The organism is Bartonella sp. AP88XZML (assembly GCF_042195565.1).
GTDB lineage: Bacteria > Pseudomonadota > Alphaproteobacteria > Rhizobiales > Rhizobiaceae > Bartonella.
The window spans coordinates 68,676-88,808 of sequence record NZ_JBHIOQ010000104.1 but is presented as its reverse complement, the minus strand read 5'-3'; the positions used below and the strand labels follow the sequence as shown (position 1 = coordinate 88,808).

Sequence of the window (20,133 nt, the reverse complement as noted above, 5' to 3'; positions counted from 1 at the left end):
TATTATTTCAGAACTATTACTTATTTTTATAAAATTATTCTATAAAAACAAAAAGTTATTGATTTTGTATAAGAATAAAATTTAAGTTTATAATAAAGAGCCATTATATATTTATTTGGTTTTTATTATATACGTATTGATATAATGAAGGAAATAGATTAGACGGTTTAACCGCATTAAATAGCACTTTCAATATAATAAGCTAATAAGCTCCTGTAAATTTTTTAGAAAGAATTTAGGTAAAGATAGCATGCTTTCTTCATTACAAAAGTGTCTAACTATCGTTTTTTTGTTACTCACTTTAATATATGGCGTAAAAAACGCTTATGCTGAGTTATCTTCTGATGAACAATACCAACATTTAAAAAACAAAAGAAAGAATATTAAAGAGAGCATACAATTTATTGAAGAAAGTATATCTCATTTGGATATTTGGGAAAAAAATATTTCTAAAGCAGAATACTATGAGCGTTTACAGGAACGGAATAAGTTATATAAAAAACTGAAAACTCTGAAGGATGAATATTATAATCTTGGTTCGAAATTACAGGATCTAGCTGAAAAAAAACAAAAAATTATCTCTAGAATACATATAGCGAGAGAGTATGAAGTAGGGGAGTATGAAGAAAAGTTGATTAAAGCAAAAGATTATTTAAAAAAAACTCAAACGTTTAATGAATGGGGAATGAATGAGAAAAGTGGAGGTGATGATGAGATAATGAAAAATTATCTCATATTTATTATTGCTTGCAATACGTTAGCGGATATATTGCAAAGTGATATAGGTGCTATTTTGCGCAAAGATTTTGATTGGAAAGATAAAGATTTTAGTTGGGCTAAAGGCGCAAATAATTCAATAAGTCCTAGTTTAGTCAGGGATATTAAAGAATTACTAACAGATGGCTCTTATAGTTATGAAAAACAAATATTTGACGATATAAAAAATAGTCTTACAGAAGATAATTGGTTTGTAAAAAGTGCACCTAAGCTTTGTAATACCATTAAAGAAGTACATAATATAATGCTTCCAAACAAGAAAAAGAATATTATAGATCGTATGCGTTCTCATGTTGAAGAATTATTCAATTAAAAAATTAATTATACAAATACAGAGAAATTAAGATAATATACTAAATAATAGTTTAAATATGTTAGTAAAATATATTTTAATTTTTTGTTTTTATCATTATTTATAATAAAGTAATTTATACACATAAGATATTATCTATTATTCTTATCATATAAGCTTTAATATATATATTAAATAATAAACTCATATATCTTTTTTATGTTTTCTTTTTATGCATGATTTTTTGTGCTTGTAGTTTTTTATTTTTATCTGTTTAATTATTTTAATGACGATACATTTCATATCTTAAATCTTGTTTTATTAATACGATAAGAGAGATGTTTTATAGCTCTAAGTTGTGTTATATAGGAAAACAAAATGATATTTTGAATTCATTTTTTCTTAAAACTTAAATCATTAACGATTTATATCTTTGATGTTGTAAAAGATGAAAAGAATTTATCATTTTAGTAAATTATTTTATTTGAGAAATAACTTAAAATAAATTGATAAAAGCTATATTTTTTATTCATGTTATAAAGCTGAGAGATGATATTTGTACAGAAGTGCAATAATAGATGTATAATATATGAGCATAAATTTATTATGGCTTTAGGCACGTGAGATGATTCATAGGGGGAATCCCTTTGTTCAGTAGTTTTATCTATAAAACTAACTCTGCTTGTGATGTACAAGTGGATAAATTTTATTGATTCAATATAAGAGAGGTTTGCGCTATTAGGATCTTTCATACAATATAGAAATAGAAAAAAGATAAATTATTATTATAAATTAATATGTTATTATATTTTAAGAAAGTTTATTATAAATAAAATATTTTCAGCAGTTATAGATTTTCTCTCTAAGAAAATGTGTTGTTTAATTAAGAAAAAAGCACTTCTTTAGTAGCGTATTTTTAAACTAAACTGTTTAGTTAAACGCTATAGAATATAAAATTTTTATTACAAAAGCGTATCACCATTGTTTTGTAAACAAGGGCAGAAATTTTAGACAATCAATGGTTTTAATTCATCAAATGTTTCAATAATACCGTAGATGATTTTGTTTTTGTGTATCACACGAGGCACATAAGGAAAACTGTAAAACTTATCTGATATTTTGGAGCTTAATGCATTGCAACACCTGTTGCTAATGTTCTATAAGCTTAACATGAAGAGTAATAAATGTAAAAATTTTAATTAGTAAGTTTTTTAGAGTAGTATCAGAGTTTATTTTAATTAACATTGCAATATTGATTCGTTTGTGTAATCTTAGTTTAAATGCACAGAGGTGTTTTATGGATAGATTGCATCAAATACCAATGTGATGAAGAGGGGAAATGATATGAGTGTATAAAAATTAGAATGGCTCGTCGTATTTTTTCTCTAAATTTAACTTTTTTTTTATATTGAAGTAAAAATAGTAAAATTAATTGTTATTTCATTATAATTTAATAAATTAAGTTGGAATTATATTTAATATTTTTTTGAAGTTACTTAAGAGCGCGTTGAAAGGATTAACTTAATCATGTCGCATAAAAATGTTTATTCTGCTGTTTCAGTATTAGTTGGAGCTGCTGCCCTTTTTCTTATAGCTGGTATTTCTGCAAATGCGCAAACTTTATCACAAGGTTGGTACAAAGTTTGCAGTAAGCAGCATGATGTTGATATTTGTAATACAATGAATACTGTATTATCGAATACGGGACAACCTTTAACGGCTTTTAATCTTGTTGAAATAAAAGGGAAGCAAAATGAGAAACGTATAGGTATTCAAGTACCTACAGGTCGTTTTTTGCCAGAAGGTGTTCACATTAAAATTGGTGACGAGTTCTCTAAAAAAATTCCTTATATTATTTGTAATGGACCAAGTTGTATTGCTAATGATGTCTTAGATGATAAGCTTATAGCAGCTATGAAAAGTGGTACAAAAATGGTTGTAACCACAGTTAATTTCCGTGGTTCAGCTAATCCTATTGAGTTTTCTCTTAATGGGTTTACAGCAGCCTATACCGGTCCTGGTATGGAGGAAAAAGATTTTCAACAAGAACAAATAAAGCTGCAGCAAGCCATTCAATCAAAGCAAAAAGAAATTGAAGAGCGTATGCGGGATGAGCAAGAAAAAGCAAAACAAAAGTAATAAACCCACACCATAGAAGTTGGTCAAAACGTCTTCTATAATTGTTTATTTGAACCGCCACAATTTTCTGTGGCGGTTTTTTTAATCCTTAATTTTTCGAAAGAATTCTGCGTTTCCACCAACCAATACGTTCAGTTTTGGAAGAATCATTAGGCGTTGATGAAATAACAACGGGTTGATTAATTGTTTCTTCAATTTGGGAAGGAGAGGTTTCGATAACTTTCTCCATCTCGATTACAGTTTCTTGCTCTAATATTTTTTGTATTTGCGTTGTCTCTTTAGAAGATGATTTTTTACGTGTTCCACGTGTTGATTTTTTACTCTTTTCAAGAGCTTTATCTTCTACCTCATGAACAGCTTTGTCTGCTTTTTTTGTTTTAGTTTTATGCACCGAACTGGTTGTAGGTTTTTCTTCAAGAGATTTTTGTTCTGCAATATTTTGATCATTCTCTAAAAAAAGTTGATTTTCTACTACTTTTGAAGAACGTGTTTTACGTTTTTTAGGTTTAATACTTGTATCATTTTTTTCAGATTCACTCTGTTGTTGTATATCTAGAGCTTGTGTATTATTCTTTGTTTCTTCAAGTTCAAAAGATTTAGCAGGTGAAACACGACGTTTGCGATGCGCTGCTTTAATTTCTGCTAAAGCTTGCTTAGCAAAATCTCCCACTGGTTCTGCATAAGGAACGCGAATCTGATGAAAACTATTATCTTGATTGCGTCGACCACCACGACGTCCTCGACGACGTCCTCGACGATAAGAATCATCATTCAAGGTATCTTCTTTTTTATGAACGTTGGAGAGAGAATGATCAGTAATTTCACCGTGACGATTTTTGCGCCGACGCTTTTGGTTTGTTTCAATGGGAGAAGGATTTTCAATAGATTCACTTTTTATGAAAACAGAATCTTCAATTTCTTGCTTATTGTCATCTTCCAATGAAGATTGAAAAATTCTCTCTGCTATTGAGCCTTTAGAAATAACAAGATGTTGTGTTCCAATACTATCATCTGCTTCAATACTAATATTAAGTTTAAAGCGAGCTTCTAAATTAACAAGAATATTGCGTTTATGATTTAATACATAAAGCGCTGTTGCTACGGGGGTGCGCACGATAATATTATGTTGCGAATTATGAAGAAGATATTCTTCAATTGAGCGCATGACATGTAACGCAATTGATGATTCAGAACGTATATTTCCTGTTCCTGCGCAATGTGGGCAGGGCTGTGTCGTACTTTCTAAAACCGATATGCGAATACGTTGACGACTCATTTCTAAAAGGCCGAAGTGTGAAATATGACCTACTTGAATACGAGCACGATCATTTTTTAAACAATCTTTTAATTTTTTTTCGACCAGCTTCACATTGCGTTCTTCAAGCATATCAATAAAATCAATCACAATTAAACCAGCAAGGTCACGCAAGCGTAATTGACGCGCTACTTCTTCAGCAGCTTCAAGGTTAGTTTGTAAGGCTGTCTTTTCGACAGAGAATTCTTTCGTAGAGCGGCCAGAATTTACGTCAATAGCAACAAGTGCTTCTGTTTGATTAATAACAAGATAACCACCAGATTTTAAAGAAACCTGTGGTTGCAACATTTTATCAAGTTGAATTTCAATATTATTTCTTGCGAAAATGGGCGTAGGATCACGGTAAGGTTGCACAACTTTTGCATGACTTGGCATGAGCATACGCATAAAGTCTTTCGCTTCACGATATCCTTGGTCTCCAGAGACAAGAATTTCACTAATGTTCTTATTGTAAAGATCTCGTATAGAACGCTTGATGAGATTGCTTTCTTCATGGACAAGGCATGGCGCCGTTGACTCGAGTGTCAAAGTGCGAATAGTATCCCATAACCGCATAAGATATTCATAATCACGTTTAATTTCAGCTTTTGTTCTATTGGCACCAGCGGTTCGTAAGATAACGCCCATACCTTTTGGAACGGCTAATTCTTTTACGATTTCTTTAAGACGCTTACGGTCTTGTACGTTCGTAATTTTTCGTGAAATACCACCACCACGTGCTGTGTTGGGCATTAGAACAGAGTAACGACCAGCTAGAGATAGATATGTTGTAAGGGCAGCACCTTTATTACCACGCTCTTCTTTGATAACTTGTACCAACAAAATTTGACGTCGTTTAATGACTTCTTGAATTTTATACTGGCGCCCTTGTTTTCTTTGATAAATCGGGAGCTCTTCACGGATGTCCTCAGCACCGACCATTTCAATCTCATCATAAGAGATATTGGCATTTAATGATTCTTCTGTATTATCAATTATTATCGCTTCAGATGTGATATCATTTTCAATATCGGCTGCTATAACATTGTTTTTTTCACTTTTTTTTGTTCTTCTGGAGCGTTTTTTATTTTTAGTTGCTTCTTCCGTAAAGGTATCTACAGAATTTTCTCCTACAGCTTCTTTTTCTTCTTCTTCAAGAAGAGCAAGGCGATCAGCAATAGGAATTTGATAATAATCAGGATGAATTTCAGAAAATGTTAAAAAACCATGCCGGTTTCCACCATATTCAACAAAAGCCGCTTGGAGAGACGGTTCTACACGCGTAATACGTGCGAGATAAATATTCCCCTTGAGCTGTTTTCTATGTTCTGATTCAAAATCAAGTTCTTCAATTTTGTTGCCGTGAACAACAACAACACGTGTTTCCTCCGGATGGGAGGCATCTATAAGCATTTTGTTTGACATAAGTTAATATCCTGAAGGCGACATGCACAATTTTATTCAAACGAATGCTATAACTATTCGTAAATATAAAAGGCTGTCTGCCATAAAAGGGAGGTACCAGAAAAACAGGACGGAACACCACGTGCAAAGGCATGACTGCATTTACACCATTTCTCATCATTATTTCCATCTGTTTTTTATGACTCATATTTCTTAAAAGTCTCCGGTAAAATAATCTTTAAAACAGTTCGGATATCCGAACCAACGAATCTTAAGTAATGCAATCCTAATGTTACAACATAGAAATTTTTCATCCATAAAAAAGTCTCAACGCATAATAGACAAAAAACTTCTAAAGACAACTTAATATGAGTTACAGATAATTTAGATGACTATTATCAGCTAGGAAGCATAAATATTCTTTTATGTTGATATCATGCGTTTGGCAAGTAACAATGTAAATCATGTATAATTATAATATCTTTATGACCTTAATTTCGTTTTGAGGTGTTTATTTAGCTTTTATTGAAAAATAGATAATAAATTGGTGTATCGTTTTATGTAACCAAGATAAATTATTACAAAGGTAATGTAGAGTATTTTGCTTATGATAAGAGTTTTTTTTACCAAAAAGCTGAAAACAGCTTATGGGGATGTTATTGTGTTCGTCACATACTTTTTATTATCTTTTTTGCTACTCCAAACCAGTCTTCAAGCCGCAGATCCTCTGAGACTTATTAATTTTCGAACCATTGGTGATAGTGTTCATACGCGTATTATTGCGGTTTTTAATTCAAAACCAAATGTTCGTTTACAGATTTTGGACAGGCCAGCACGTTTGGTTATCAATTTACCTACAATTGACTTTTCGATGCAAAATACGCCTTTAAAGAAAAGGAATACATTATCCGTTATGCTTTCAGATGTGCGTTATGCTTTCTCTGACATACAGACTTCACGCATTGTTTTGACAAGTAAAACGGCTTTTGTAGTTGAAAAAAATGTCGTAAAAAATTTAAATAATGGTTTATGGCAGTTGCTGATTGATATTCGTAAAAGTACACAAGAAAAATTTGATGAGATATTAAAAAAACAGCAAAGGATCAATTTTGATACAAAAACACAGTTAATGCCAGCATATAATTTCCGTGTTGTTCTTGATCCTGGTCATGGTGGTATTGATGGTGGTGCGCGGGGGGGTACTGGAATTTTAGAAAAAGATGTGACTTTAGACTTTGCGCGTGCATTGCGAGACGAATTACAAAAGGATTCTCATATTACCGTTGCTTTAACACGAGATTCCAATATTTTTTTAAGACTAAGTGAAAGAGTTAAAAAAGCGCAAGAGTTTGATGCTGATCTTTTTATATCTATTCACGCGGATACGATTGATCTACATTCTCTTCGCGGTGCCACAGTGTATACCATATCAGACAAAGCCTCTGATGCCATTGCAAAATCTTTAGCTGAAAATGAAAATAAAGTTGATTTGCTTGATGGTTTGCCTGCAGATGAAACGCTCGAAGTTACAGATATTTTGATGGATCTTACACGACGTGAGACACATACATTTTCGGTTAATTTTGCAAATAGTGTTATTTCAAGTTTATCAAAGAATCATATTAACTTGATTAATAACCCACATCGTTATGCTAATTTTCAAGTTTTAAGAGCTTCAGATATACCCTCAGTCTTGATAGAGATAGGTTATTTATCCAATAAAGAGGATGAAAAGTTATTAAATGATCCTCATTGGAGAAAACAAATGGCAGCCTCTATTGCTCATTCTATTCGTCAATTTGCTGATTATAGGCAGAAAATGATACAGCCTCTTTAAATTTGTGAGAAAATAGAGTATCTATATGGGCTTCTAGTGTACCCTAGTATAAATAAAAGATAGAAAACGATTTCTCTTGATCTCAATCTTGTGGTGATATCCACTTGGTGTGTTTGAAGTAACGTATTTTTTCTTTAATTAATTCTTAAGAAAGCGATAGCCGTTTTTATGATGATTTTTTTAAGATATCTTCTTCGTTTTTTTATTGCTATTGGACTTTGTGGTGCAATAACGTGGGGTGTTATGACCAGTGGTCAAGCAAATGCACTCCCTGATTATGAAGTTCTTTCACTTTATGAGCCGCCGGTAATGACCCGCGTCCATGCTTCTGATGGCCGTCTTATGGCAGAGTTTGCAACAAAACATCGCCTCTATTTACCGATTCAATCAATACCAAAGCTTGTTATAAATGCTTTTATTTCGGCTGAAGACAAAAACTTTTATCATCATTTTGGTTTAGATCCTGAAGGACTTTCTCGAGCTTTGATCAATAATATTCGTAATATTGCTTCTGGAAGACGTCCAGAGGGTGCATCAACTATAACGCAACAAGTCGCTAAAAACTTCCTTTTAAGTTCAGAAACAACGTTAGAACGTAAATTTAAGGAAGCTATTTTAGCAATGCGTATTGAGAAAACTTATTCAAAAGATCATATTCTCGAACTTTATCTCAATGAAATTTATCTGGGGCGTGGCACTTATGGTATAGCAGCTGCTTCTTTGACCTATTTCAATAAATCCGTCAATGATCTGACGCTAGAACAATGTGCTTATTTGGCTGCTCTTCCAAAAGGACCAGCAAATTATGATCCATTTAAGAATACACAACGTGCTATTGATCGGCGTAATTGGGTTATAGACCGGATGATTGCAAATGGATATGTAACGCGTGAACAAGGTGAAAAAGCGAAAGCTAAACCTTTAGGAGCGACAATCCGTGGGAGTGATAGCTATGTTTTTGCGGCTGATTATTTTACTGAAGAAGTGCGGCGTCGTTTAATACATCGCTATGGGGCTAAAACACTTTATGAAGGTGGGCTTTCCATTCGTACAACGCTTGATCCGCATTTACAACTTATTGCGCGACGTGCTTTACACGATGGATTAATTAGATTTGATCATGCGCAAGGATGGCGTGGAGCTTATGCGCATATTGATGAGAAAGGGGATTGGGGGACAGAACTTGCAGATATCACAGGGCTAAGTGATGTTCCTGAATGGCGTTTAGCTGTTGTTCTTTCTACTAATCCCAACAAAGTAGAGATTGGTTTACAGCCACAGCGCGAAGCTTCAGGTATATTATCAAAAAAACGGGAAATTGCTGTTTTATCTGAAGCTGATTCAAAATGGGCACTCCATGTTGTAAAAGAAAATGGTTATCGAAAAACTGTTCAGAGCTTATCTCATGTTCTGCAAGTTGGGGATGTCATTTTTGTTGAAAAACTATCCAATACAAATAACACTTATCGTTTACAACAAATTCCAAAGGTTGAAGGTGCAATTGTTGCTATGGAACCTCATACAGGGCGCGTTCTTGCTATGGTGGGAGGATTTTCTTTTGCCGCATCTGAATTCAATCGTGCAACCCAAGCTTATCGCCAACCGGGATCTGCTTTTAAGCCTTTTGTTTATGCAGCAGCTCTTGATAACGGATATACACCAGCATCCGTTGTTTTAGATGGTCCCATTGAAGTTCGTCAATATAATGGTGAAGTTTGGCAACCCAAAAATTATGGAGGTACCTTTGCAGGACCTTCAACGTTGCGTTATGGTATTGAGCGTTCTCGTAATCTTATGACAATACGGCTTGCCAATGATATGGGAATGCCTCTTGTCGCTGAATATGCAGAACGCTTTGGGATCGTAGATAAATTGCAGCCTTATCTTCCCATGGCTTTAGGGGCTGGTGAAACAACAGTATTACGAATGGTTACAGCTTATTCAGTTATTGCCAATGGGGGACGCTCTATTAAGCCTTCTCTGATAGACAGAATTCAAGATCGTTATGGAAAGACAATTTATCGTCATGATGATCGTATTTGTGAAAATTGTAATACGAATTCATGGAATAATCAACGTGAACCCACATTGATTGATGAGCGAGATCAAGTTCTTGACCCTATGACAGCTTATCAGATTACCTCCATGATGGAAGGGGTTGTTCAGCGTGGTACTGCAGCACGTTTACGTTATCTTAATCGACATATTGCCGCTAAGACAGGAACAACCAATGACTCTAAGGATGTCTGGTTTATGGGATTTACTCCTGACATTGTCGTTGGTATTTTTGTCGGTTATGATCAACCAGCTCCGTTAGGATATAATGGAACAGGAAGTTCATTAGCTGCACCTATTTTTGGTGAGTTTATGGCAGATGCTCTTAAAGGAAAGCCAGATGTTCCCTTTAAGATGCCAAAGGGTATGATTTTAATGCCAATTAATCGGAAAACAGGAATGCTTGCGGAAAGAGGAGATCAAGATGTCATTATAGAAGCATTTAAACCAGGGACTGGTCCTGCTGATATATATCAAGTTATTGGGAGTACAAATTCTTTTCAAGAAGGTGTTCCTGCAGTAACGACTTCTCCACAAGTCAATAAAGCCCTTGAAAGTGGGACAGGTGGGCTGTATTAATCAACAAAATCTCCTTTCACCATGAGTCATGGTTTTTATCTCTTTTTTACAATGTCAGTTCTGTAAATAGAGTGATAGAATTGTACCATTTTCTGATAGCAGCTATTAAATTTGTATAAAATGCTAAGAGACACAACCAAAAAGAGTTTTTTAAAATACGGTGTTAAATTATGCGAGCAGAAATAGAAACATTAGTTGATGAAATCCAGAAAGCAATACAATTGCTAAGGGGGCATCTTTGACTGGGATCAATCACTAAAGCGTCTTGAATATCTTAATCAAAAAGCGGAAGATCCATCATTATGGGATGATGCACAACGAGCACAGGATATGATGCGTGAGCGTCAACGTCTCGATGATTCAATCAATGGTCTTTTATCATTTACAAAAACACTTGAAGAATGCATTGAGCTTATTGCGATGGGCGAAGAAGAAAGTGATATTGAAATTATCGCTGATGCAGAAAGATCAATACGTAATCTTAAAAATGAGATAGATAAAAGGCAAATTGACGTACTTCTTTCAGGAGAGGCAGATCCGAATGATACCTATTTAGAAGTTCATGCTGGAGCAGGGGGAACAGAAAGCCAAGATTGGGCTTCTATGCTCTTACGTATGTATATGCGATGGGCTGAACAGCATGAAATGAAGGTTGAAATTTTAGAAATTCATGATGGAGAAGAAGCAGGAATAAAGTCAGCGACTATTCTTGTAAAAGGGCATAATGCTTATGGAATGTTAAAAACAGAATCAGGCGTTCATCGCTTAGTGCGGATTTCTCCATTTGATTCGAATGCAAAGCGCCATACTTCTTTTGCGAGCATTTGGGTTTATCCAGTTATTGATAACAATATTGAAGTTGATGTTTCAGAGGCAGATGTGCGTATTGATACATATCGTGCATCTGGAGCAGGAGGACAACATGTTAACACGACAGATTCTGCTGTTCGCATCACACATATAAAAACGGGTATTGTTGTTCAATGTCAAACAGAACGTTCTCAACATAAAAATCGTGCTACGGCTTGGTCGATGTTGCGTGCACGGCTTTATGAAGAAGAGCTTAAAAAAAGAGAAGAAGAAACCAATGCTGCTGAATCTTCTAAAACAGAAATCGGATGGGGACATCAAATTAGATCTTATGTTCTTCAACCCTATCAGCTTGTCAAAGATTTGCGTACAGGAATTGAAAATACGGATCCACAATCCGTACTTAATGGTAATTTAGATGCATTTATAGAGGCAGCACTCGCACGGCGCATTTATGGACAAGACAAAAAAATTGAGGATATTCGTTAATTATATATCCTTCCTTCAAGCCATATAGATTTTTTCTTAAGCTGTTCGTTTTATTGATGCTGTGATGTTATATAGCCTTTGATACTTTAAAGGTTTAAAGGAGGATTTTCTTGTTTCTTTCTTCAATTTTTTCTCACACGCTAATTCTGCTTATGATATTGCAAGTGATAGGAAGAAGCTGAAATAAGAAAATTTTGCGATATTCAGGGGACTAATATAAATGTAAAACAATTCATTATCCTTATAAATCAATATATTGTAAAAATTGAATCCATTGAAAAACTAAAATCAATTAGGGGGAATAACTTTTGCTTTTGAAGGTAAATCAAACACTCAATTTACAAGTTACCATTATGATATAAAAGTGTTGCAGTAGCTAAAACATTTTCAGCATGCCCAGATACGCTTACTTTGCGCCATTCTTCTACTATTATTCCATTTACATCAATTAAAAAAGTGCTCCGTTCAACTCCCATATATTTGCGTCCATACATGCTTTTCTCAACCCAAACACCATAAGCTTCGAGGGTCGTTTTTTCTTCATCAGAAACCAAGATGACATCAAGTTCATGTTTTATTTTAAATTTATCATGTTTTTTTACATTATCTGGAGAGATTCCAATAACAGCAACACCGATTTCATCAAATTTCATCTTTAATTTTGTGAAATCAAGTGCTTCACTTGTGCAACCACTGGTGTCATCTTTTGGATAAAAATATAAAACAACAGGCTTTCCTTTAAAGTCAGAAAGACACACTGTCTCTCCTCCATCGCGCAGCAAAGTAAAATCAGGAGCAAGAGCACCTTTCATTGGTCTTGTCATTGTTTTCATCTTTCTTTTTTGTGTAACAGGTATAAGATATCAGAGTACACAGAAGAAAAGAACTATTCAACTCTCTAGAAATATTATTGTTTTGAAGAGACCTTTATTTTCCTAACAAAACTCGCCCTATCACAACGATTGAATTGAAAGAACAAGCTCGACGTGAACAACATAAACAAAACAGCAAAAGATTATACTGGTTTCATCACAACATGTTTTTTCTTACCAAAAGAAAGTTTAATGGTTCCTTCTGCACTGACATCCCCTTCAATAATAAGATGTGTTTCATCCTCAATAATTTGATCATTTACACGGACACCTCCACCTTGAACGTATCGGCGTGCCTCACTATTAGATCTAGCGAGTTCTGCTTGTACTAAAAGAGTGAGCAATCCAACACCTTTTTTTAATTCTGAGGCATTAATTTCAACAGTTGGAAGATTTTCTCCCAGAGTTTTTTCTTCAAACGTCTTGCGAGCCGTTTCTGCTGCTGCATCAGCAAGAACACGTCCATGCAACATTGCTGTAATTTCTGTTGCAAGAATTTTTTTTGCTTCGTTAATTTCAGTTCCTTGTAATAGAGAAAGTTTAAGAATCTCATCCATCGGCAATGGAGTATAGAGCTTTAGAAATCGTGTTACATCAGCATCTTCTGTATTGCGCCAGTATTGCCAAAATTGATAAGGTGAAAGCTTATCCGCATTCAGCCATACAGCCCCATTCAATGATTTACCCATTTTGGCACCGGAAGAGGTTGTCAGCAATGGTGATGTTAACGCATATAATTGCGGTGTTCCTAAACGATGTCCTAATTCGATTCCGTTAATAATGTTGCCCCACTGATCAGAGCCCCCCATTTGCATACGCAACCCATAACGTTTATAAAGTTCAACAAAGTCATAAGCTTGCAGAATCATATAATTAAACTCTAAGAATGACAAAGAGTGCTCACGCTCAAGTCTGAGTCTGACAGAATCAAATGACAACATACGGTTGACAGAAAAATGCTTTCCTACATCACGCAAAAATTCTAAGTAGTTTAAATTGCATAACCATTCAGCATTATTCACAATACAAGCATCGGTTTCTCGGTCACCGAATGTCAAATAGTTAGCAAATACCTTTTTAATACCATCAATATTTGCAGCAATATCATCTTGTGTCAGAAGGCGTCGCGCTTCGTCTTTGAAGGAAGGATCACCAATCAATCCGGTCCCTCCGCCCATTAAAGCAATGGGGCGATGACCCGTTTTTTGTAACCAATAAAGCATCATAATCTGAAGAAGACTTCCAGCATGTAAACTCGATGCTGTTGGGTCAAATCCAGTATAAGCGCTTACAGTTTCTTTTGAAAAAAGATCATCTAAGCCTTTTTCATCTGAAATTTGGTGGATAAAACCACGTTCGCTCATAATGTGTAAAAAATCAGATTTAAAGGCAAACACAGATTTAATTTCCTAATTATAAGAGTGCATTATTTTATATAATAGGCGATTATATAATGAATTATTAATGCGTTATCTATCATAACTGACACACACCTCACAAGAGAAAGAGACATATTGGTAATATAAGATAATAATACAGGTATTATTTCCTTTTTACGCTAAAAAAGAGACTTTTCAGTGATAGAAAACAGGTATGCTGTTATTCTCATTTCTATCCTGAAATAAAATTTAGAAAAATTTTAAATGCAAACTGAAAAAATTACTTTGTTATGATCAGAAACGGCTTTTGCTAATTTTTTATAAATCTATCGTATTTTCCTAAGTTAGTGAAAGTATTTCAGGAGGAGGAGCGAGAAGTTCATTGGAGATATGGTTATCCAAATAGTGGGCACATCGTTCAATAAGTTTTTCATGACATCCACTGAAAAAGTGATTAGCCTCTTCCAATATTTCTTGTGTAATGATGATACCTTTTTGTGTTTTTAATTTATCGACAAGTATTTGAACATCTTTTGGAGGGGCAACTTTATCGATACCGCCATGAATGATAAGTCCAGAAGAGGGACAAGGTGCAAGAAATGAAAAGTCATAAACATTAGGCTGAGGGGCAACTGAGATAAATCCCTCAATTTCCGGTCGGCGCATTAAAAGCTGCATACCAATCCATGCTCCAAATGAGTATCCTGCTACCCAACAATTTTTAGAGTCTGGATGTTGTGTTTGCACCCAATCGAGAGCAGCAGCAGCATCTGAAAGTTCTCCTATTCCATAATCAAATTCACCCTGACTACGACCAATACCACGAAAGTTAAAACGTAAAGTTGTAAAGCCACGTTGTTGGAACATATAAAAGAGGTCATAGACAATTTTATGATTCATAGTTCCACCAAATTGGGGATGAGGATGCAAAATGATCGCAATGGGTGCATTTTTTTGTTGTGAAGGTTGATAACGCCCTTCGAGCCGACCCGCGGGACCGTTAAAAATAATTTCTGGCATAAAATGCTCCTTAATGCAATAAAAGGCTCTCTTTGACCCTGGTCGACTTTTACCATAGAATCTCTTAAATAATTATTAGATATTCTTTTTTTAGTGCACTTTTCAAGAAAAATGCGCTATTTTTTCAATCAATTCATAAGATTAATGATTGCGATGTAAAATGGTTATAAAACGCCGATATTTTGATCATAACGCAACAACACCGCTCAAAAAAGTGGCACGGATAGCGTTACTGGAATCTTTAGAGATATTTGGTAATCCATCATCGGTTCATAAGGAAGGGCGTGCCGCTAAAACTTTGTTGCAAAAGTCCCGTCGGCAAATCGCTGAAAATCTTAAAACAGATCCAGATCACGTGGTATTTACCTCTGGTGCGAGTGAAGCCGCAATGACTTTGTTAACACCTTTTTACAATATGGGGAAAGCAAAAGTTAAATTTTCTCATCTTTACCTTGGAGCGACTGAACATCCCTCTGTTGCAGAGGGAGGACGTTTTTCTAAAGAATTGATAAGCGTCATTGATGTTGATCAAGATGGGCTCATACAACAAGATAAATTAACATCACTCTTAACGGTTCACGATAAAACAAAAGGTTTACCTCTTGTTGCTATTCAAGCTGCAAATAGTGAAACGGGTGTTATTCAACCGTTAACAGAAATCGCCGCTATTGTTCGGGATTTAGGAGGCACTCTTATAGTTGATTTGACACAATATGTAGATAAAAATTTTGTGGATATTCATCAGTTAGGAGGAGACTTTTTTATACTGTCTGCCCATAAAATTGGCGGTCCTAAAGGAATTGGTGCTTTTGTTTCATGTGGTAATCTTCTCATGCCACACCCTCTTATTATTGGAGGAGGACAAGAAAAAGGTCTCCGTGGAGGAACAGAAGCATTGCCCCTTATTGCTGCTTTTGGGGCAGCAATGGCTGATTGCTTCACACAGGAGGAAATAAAACAGTTAATATATTTACGCAATAAATTAGAAGATGGACTACAAAAAATAAGTAAAAATGTTGAGATTTTTGGCAAAAGAGTTCAACGTTTGCCAAATACAACTTACTTTACCGTGAAAAATCTAAAAGCTGAAACGATGCAAATTGCTTTTGATTTAGAAGGGTTTTCTTTATCATCCGGCTCTGCCTGTTCTTCGGGAAAAGTAAAACAAAGCAAAGTGTTGGAGGCAATGGGGTATCATGTTCCAAATGGTGCCATTCGCATTTCGCTAGGGCGTGGCACAACTTCTGAAGATATTGATGATTTTCTGTCGTTTTTTTCTCAAATTATAAGCAGGAAAAAAGGGGAAGATTTATCATCAGAAAGTTATAAAAATTAGAATTATTTTAAAAATAAAATAAGTTTGATTGAAATTTTTGCACTTTACCTATAGCCTAGGAGATAACTTGCTTACTTTAATCTTGTAAAAAACAAGACTTTAGTTACCGGTTTTTGACGCCAAAAAATGGAGAAAATTTATGCCGGCAGTACAAGAAACGATACGCCAAGTACGTGAAATAGATGTTGACCAATATAAATATGGTTTTGAAACCAATATTGAAACCGATAAAGCTCCAAAAGGCTTAAATGAGGATATTATCAAATTTATTTCCGCTAAAAAAAATGAGCCTGAATGGATGCTAACATGGCGCTTAAAAGCTTACCGCCGTTGGCTGACAATGCAAGAGCCTCATTGGGCGCGTCTTGAATATCCTAAAATTGATTTTCAGGAGCTTTATTATTATGCTGCTCCAAAAAATCATACAGGACCAAAATCTTTGGATGAAGTGGATCCTGAGTTATTAGCAACGTACGAAAAACTTGGCATTCCCCTTAAAGAACAAGAGATTTTGGCAGGAGTAAGAAAACAGTCTGATCCCTCCACTTTTGATGACAGTATGTCTGTATCGGGGCAGGTGGCTGTTGATGCAGTCTTTGATTCTGTTTCTGTTGTAACAACATTCAAAAAAGAGCTGGCACGTGCTGGTGTGATTTTTTGTTCTATTTCAGAGGCGATTATTGAACATTCTGAGCTTATTAAAGAATATTTAGGAACAGTTGTACCTATAAGTGATAATTATTATGCGGCCTTAAATGCAGCTGTCTTTACAGATGGTTCATTTGTTTATATTCCCAAAGGGGTTCGTTGTCCTATGGAGCTTTCAACTTATTTTAGGATTAATGAACGCAACACTGGCCAATTTGAACGAACATTGATTATCGCCGCTGAAGATTCCTATGTTTCTTATCTTGAAGGGTGTACAGCACCCCAACGTGATGAAAACCAACTTCATGCTGCTGTTGTTGAGCTTATTGCCCTTGAAAATGCAGAGATTAAATATTCTACAGTACAAAACTGGTATCCTGGCGATAAAGATGGAAAGGGTGGTATTTATAATTTTGTGACGAAGCGTGGAGATTGTCGAGGTGATAGCTCTAAAATTTCATGGACACAAGTTGAGACTGGTTCTGCGATTACTTGGAAATATCCATCCTGCTTACTCCGTGGTGATAATGCGCGTGGAGAATTTTATTCTATTGCTGTTGCAAACGGTTATCAACAAATTGATTCTGGTACAAAAATGATTCATTTGGGAAAGAATACATCCAGTCGCATTATTTCCAAAGGTATTTCTGCAGGTTTTTCAAATAACACTTATCGGGGACAAGTCACAGCTCATCGAAAAGCACAAAATGCGCGTAACTTTACGCAATGTGATAGTTTGTTAATCGGAAATGATTGTGGTGCGCATACAGTTCCTTATATTGAAGCAAAAAATGCAACAGCTCAGTTTGAACATGAAGCCACAACATCAAAAATTTCTGATGACCAACTTTTTTATGTTATGCAAAGAGGAATTCCCGAAGAAGAAGCTATCGCATTAATTGTAAATGGTTTTGTAAAAGAGGTCATTCAAAAACTTCCCATGGAATTTGCTGTCGAAGCACAAAAGCTTATTAGTATTAGCCTTGAAGGTAGTGTTGGATAATTTTATTTAATTAGATAAATAGAAGACTTTATGTAAAAAGGCTGTAACGGTAGCACATAATGCTAAAAATGACCTCTATGGTAATTACAAAAGTAGATGGATGCTAAGGTAAAATAATACGCATTGATATCTGAAAAACAGCCAAAACAGGATTAAATTATGTTAGAGATCAAAAATTTGCACGCCCGTATTGCTGAAACCGATACAGAAATTATTCGTGGTTTAAACTTGACAGTTCAAGATGGAGAAGTTGCTGCTATCATGGGACAAAATGGAGCCGGAAAATCAACTTTATCTTATTTGCTTGCTGGTCGTGATGATTATGAAATAACAGAAGGAGATATTCTCTATAATGGACAATCACTTTTAGAAATGGATCCAGCAGAACGTGCTGCATATGGTGTTTTTCTTGCATTTCAATACCCAATGGAAATACCAGGGGTAGCAACAATGGAATTTTTAAAAGTTGCGATGAATTCTCAACGCAAAGCGCGAGGTGACGAAGAACTTAAAATTCCTGAATTTATAAAATGTGTTAAAGAAGTTTCAGCCAAACTTGAAATAGATATGGATATGCTAAAGCGTCCATTAAATGTAGGTTTTTCAGGTGGAGAAAAAAAACGCGCTGAAATTTTACAAATGGCACTTCTTGAACCTACACTTTGCATTTTAGATGAAACGGATTCTGGTTTAGATATTGATGCACTAAAAATTGTTGCAGATGGTGTTAATAAGCTTCGGGATTCAAAACGTTCATTTTTGGTGATTACCCATTATCAACGGCTGCTTAATTATATTATTCCTGATACGGTACATGTTCTTTATAAAGGACAAATTATCAAAAGCGGTGATAAATCCTTAGCGCTTTATTTAGAGCAAAATGGGTATGCTGATCTTATTAGAGAAGCGGTTTGAGGTTATTAAATATGAATGCACAGCAAAACTTGTTAACGGTTGAAGAAAATATACTCAGTAATTTTAATCAGTATGTAAACCATTTACCTGGTGATAAAGCTGTACAGGAAATCCGCAAGAAAACTATTGAGCAGTTTCAAACGACACGGCTTCCTTCCCGTAAAATAGAAAGTTGGCATTATACCAATCTGCGTACCTTACTGAAGTCTATTAGCAATTTTTCAAAAGTTCAAGACAATCAATTGGTTGATGCATTGCTTTCAGAAAGTGCTGTTTTCTCCATAAACAATGGAAAAACATCGATAGAGTCAAAGGTAGACAACATTGCAGTAAAACGCCTTTCAGACGCATTAGAAGATAATTCTGTACAGATAAATCAAAACATTTCTGATGAAGATTTTATTGGACAGTTAAATACAGCTTTTGTTACAGATGGTTGGCTTTTTCACATCCCTGAAAATACAAAGTTAAATATCCCCATTGAATTACAAAATATACAAATGGGGGGACAATCTCATATTTTTTCGGATATAAAAGTTGATAAAAATAGTCAAGTTATGTTTATTGAACATCAGGTTGGCAATGATAAAGATACCTTTGTCAGTTCAATATTTTCATTAAATGTTGCTGCTGATAGTGATGTTACGTGGATTCTCATTCGCAATCGTGATTTTAATTCTACACAAATTGGTCGATTTTGTGCTGTTCTTGATCAAAGAGCGAAGTTATCACTTTATGTCATTAATATAGGGAGCCAATTAAATCGCCAAGAAATCAATATTGAATTACAGGGAGAAGAATCTGATTTTCAATTACGCGTCATAAATTTATTATCAGGACAAACACATAGTGATCTTACAATGACTGTTCGTCACGTGGAAGAAAAATCAACATCAACCGAAATTATACGCAATGTGGTTACAGATAAGGCTGTTGGTGTTTTCCAAGGAATAATACGTGTTTCTCAAAAAGCGCAAAAAACAGATGCACGCATGGCTTGTAATAGCCTTATTCTTTCAGATGATGCAGAATTTAATGCAAAGCCTGAACTGGAGATTTTTGCTGATGATGTTGCATGTGGTCATGGTGCAACAGTTGCTAATATTAATCATGATTATCTTTTTTATCTTATGACACGTGGTATCCCTTTTAAAACGGCTCGTGCGCTTTTGATTAAAGGATTTATCTCTGAGCTCATTGATGACATCAAGCAAGATAATATTCAAATCGTTTTAGAGAATATCATTAGTAAATGGCTTGAAAAAAATGTTTAAGGTAGAAAAA

At 34.8% G+C, this 20,133-nt stretch carries 13 protein-coding genes; 9 read left to right on the top strand and 4 right to left on the bottom strand.

Annotated features, from left to right (window positions below):
• The first annotated feature begins 250 nt into the window (after positions 1-250).
• Positions 251-1,090 carry a hypothetical protein gene (locus tag ACFIK2_RS09495; RefSeq protein ID WP_375634063.1) on the top strand — a complete coding sequence of 280 codons (840 nt, stop codon included), beginning with the start codon at positions 251-253 and terminating at the stop codon, positions 1,088-1,090.
• Positions 1,091-2,596: 1,506 nt separating this feature from the next.
• Positions 2,597-3,208 (top strand): invasion associated locus B family protein, encoded by a 612-nt coding sequence (locus tag ACFIK2_RS09490; protein ID WP_375634064.1) that lies wholly within the window; start codon positions 2,597-2,599, stop codon positions 3,206-3,208.
• A gap of 88 nt (positions 3,209-3,296) precedes the next feature.
• Here ACFIK2_RS09490 and ACFIK2_RS09485 read toward each other — a convergent pair whose 3' ends face one another.
• Entirely contained in the window at positions 3,297-5,927 is a 2,631-nt protein-coding gene (locus tag ACFIK2_RS09485) for a ribonuclease E/G (RefSeq protein ID WP_375636720.1), read from the bottom strand.
• A 586-nt stretch (positions 5,928-6,513) separates the two neighbouring features.
• On the opposite strand from ACFIK2_RS09485, the gene ACFIK2_RS09480 reads away from it, so the two are divergent.
• The 3 genes from ACFIK2_RS09480 (at position 6,514) to prfB (ending at position 11,676) form a co-directional block, all read left to right on the top strand.
• Positions 6,514-7,743: an N-acetylmuramoyl-L-alanine amidase gene (locus ACFIK2_RS09480; RefSeq protein ID WP_375677224.1), complete on the top strand. Its 1,230-nt coding sequence runs from the start codon at positions 6,514-6,516 to the stop codon at positions 7,741-7,743.
• A gap of 168 nt (positions 7,744-7,911) precedes the next feature.
• A complete protein-coding gene (locus ACFIK2_RS09475; protein ID WP_375634069.1) occupies positions 7,912-10,377 on the top strand; it encodes a penicillin-binding protein 1A in 2,466 nt (821 codons plus the stop codon).
• Between the two features lie 170 nt (positions 10,378-10,547).
• A protein-coding gene (gene prfB / locus ACFIK2_RS09470) for a peptide chain release factor 2 (protein ID WP_375634668.1) occupies positions 10,548-11,676 on the top strand; the annotation gives its coding sequence in 2 pieces (ribosomal slippage) (positions 10,548-10,616 and positions 10,618-11,676; 1,128 coding nt in all).
• Positions 11,677-12,014: 338 nt separating this feature from the next.
• Here prfB and ACFIK2_RS09465 read toward each other — a convergent pair.
• The 3 genes from ACFIK2_RS09465 to ACFIK2_RS09455 all read right to left on the bottom strand — a co-directional run bounded on the left by ACFIK2_RS09465 (position 12,015) and on the right by ACFIK2_RS09455 (position 14,947).
• Positions 12,015-12,500 carry a peroxiredoxin gene (locus ACFIK2_RS09465; protein ID WP_375634072.1) on the bottom strand — a complete coding sequence of 162 codons (486 nt, stop codon included), beginning with the start codon at positions 12,498-12,500 and terminating at the stop codon, positions 12,015-12,017.
• 191 nt (positions 12,501-12,691) lie between these two features.
• Positions 12,692-13,945: a tyrosine--tRNA ligase gene (gene tyrS / locus ACFIK2_RS09460; RefSeq protein WP_375634667.1), complete on the bottom strand. Its 1,254-nt coding sequence runs from the start codon at positions 13,943-13,945 to the stop codon at positions 12,692-12,694.
• Between the two features lie 321 nt (positions 13,946-14,266).
• A complete protein-coding gene (locus ACFIK2_RS09455; protein WP_375613441.1) occupies positions 14,267-14,947 on the bottom strand; it encodes an alpha/beta hydrolase in 681 nt (226 codons plus the stop codon).
• Between the two features lie 160 nt (positions 14,948-15,107).
• On the opposite strand from ACFIK2_RS09455, the gene ACFIK2_RS09450 reads away from it, so the two are divergent.
• The 4 genes from ACFIK2_RS09450 (at position 15,108) to sufD (ending at position 20,123) form a co-directional block, all read left to right on the top strand.
• Entirely contained in the window at positions 15,108-16,283 is a 1,176-nt protein-coding gene (locus ACFIK2_RS09450) for a cysteine desulfurase family protein (RefSeq protein WP_375634076.1), read from the top strand.
• A gap of 139 nt (positions 16,284-16,422) precedes the next feature.
• Complete coding sequence (gene sufB / locus ACFIK2_RS09445; protein WP_375634078.1) at positions 16,423-17,934, top strand: Fe-S cluster assembly protein SufB; 1,512 nt, start codon at positions 16,423-16,425, stop codon at positions 17,932-17,934.
• Positions 17,935-18,093: 159 nt separating this feature from the next.
• Entirely contained in the window at positions 18,094-18,849 is a 756-nt protein-coding gene (gene sufC, locus ACFIK2_RS09440) for a Fe-S cluster assembly ATPase SufC (protein WP_375618156.1), read from the top strand.
• 11 nt (positions 18,850-18,860) lie between these two features.
• The gene (sufD, locus tag ACFIK2_RS09435) at positions 18,861-20,123 is read left to right on the top strand and encodes a Fe-S cluster assembly protein SufD (RefSeq protein ID WP_375677223.1); all 1,263 of its coding nucleotides are present in this window, start codon (positions 18,861-18,863) and stop codon (positions 20,121-20,123) included.
• The last annotated feature ends 10 nt before the right edge of the window (positions 20,124-20,133 follow it).

Coding starts and splice junctions, on each gene's coding strand:
- sufD (WP_375677223.1), top strand. CDS start 18,861: ATGAATGCACAGCAAAACTTGTTAACGGTTGAAGAAAATATACTCAGT.
- ACFIK2_RS09495 (WP_375634063.1), top strand. CDS start 251: ATGCTTTCTTCATTACAAAAGTGTCTAACTATCGTTTTTTTGTTACTC.
- ACFIK2_RS09475 (WP_375634069.1), top strand. CDS start 7,912: ATGATGATTTTTTTAAGATATCTTCTTCGTTTTTTTATTGCTATTGGA.
- ACFIK2_RS09455 (WP_375613441.1), bottom strand. CDS start 14,947: ATGCCAGAAATTATTTTTAACGGTCCCGCGGGTCGGCTCGAAGGGCGT.
- ACFIK2_RS09480 (WP_375677224.1), top strand. CDS start 6,514: ATGATAAGAGTTTTTTTTACCAAAAAGCTGAAAACAGCTTATGGGGAT.
- sufC (WP_375618156.1), top strand. CDS start 18,094: ATGTTAGAGATCAAAAATTTGCACGCCCGTATTGCTGAAACCGATACA.
- ACFIK2_RS09465 (WP_375634072.1), bottom strand. CDS start 12,500: ATGACAAGACCAATGAAAGGTGCTCTTGCTCCTGATTTTACTTTGCTG.
- sufB (WP_375634078.1), top strand. CDS start 16,423: ATGCCGGCAGTACAAGAAACGATACGCCAAGTACGTGAAATAGATGTT.
- ACFIK2_RS09490 (WP_375634064.1), top strand. CDS start 2,597: ATGTCGCATAAAAATGTTTATTCTGCTGTTTCAGTATTAGTTGGAGCT.
- ACFIK2_RS09450 (WP_375634076.1), top strand. CDS start 15,108: ATGGTTATAAAACGCCGATATTTTGATCATAACGCAACAACACCGCTC.
- ACFIK2_RS09485 (WP_375636720.1), bottom strand. CDS start 5,927: ATGTCAAACAAAATGCTTATAGATGCCTCCCATCCGGAGGAAACACGT.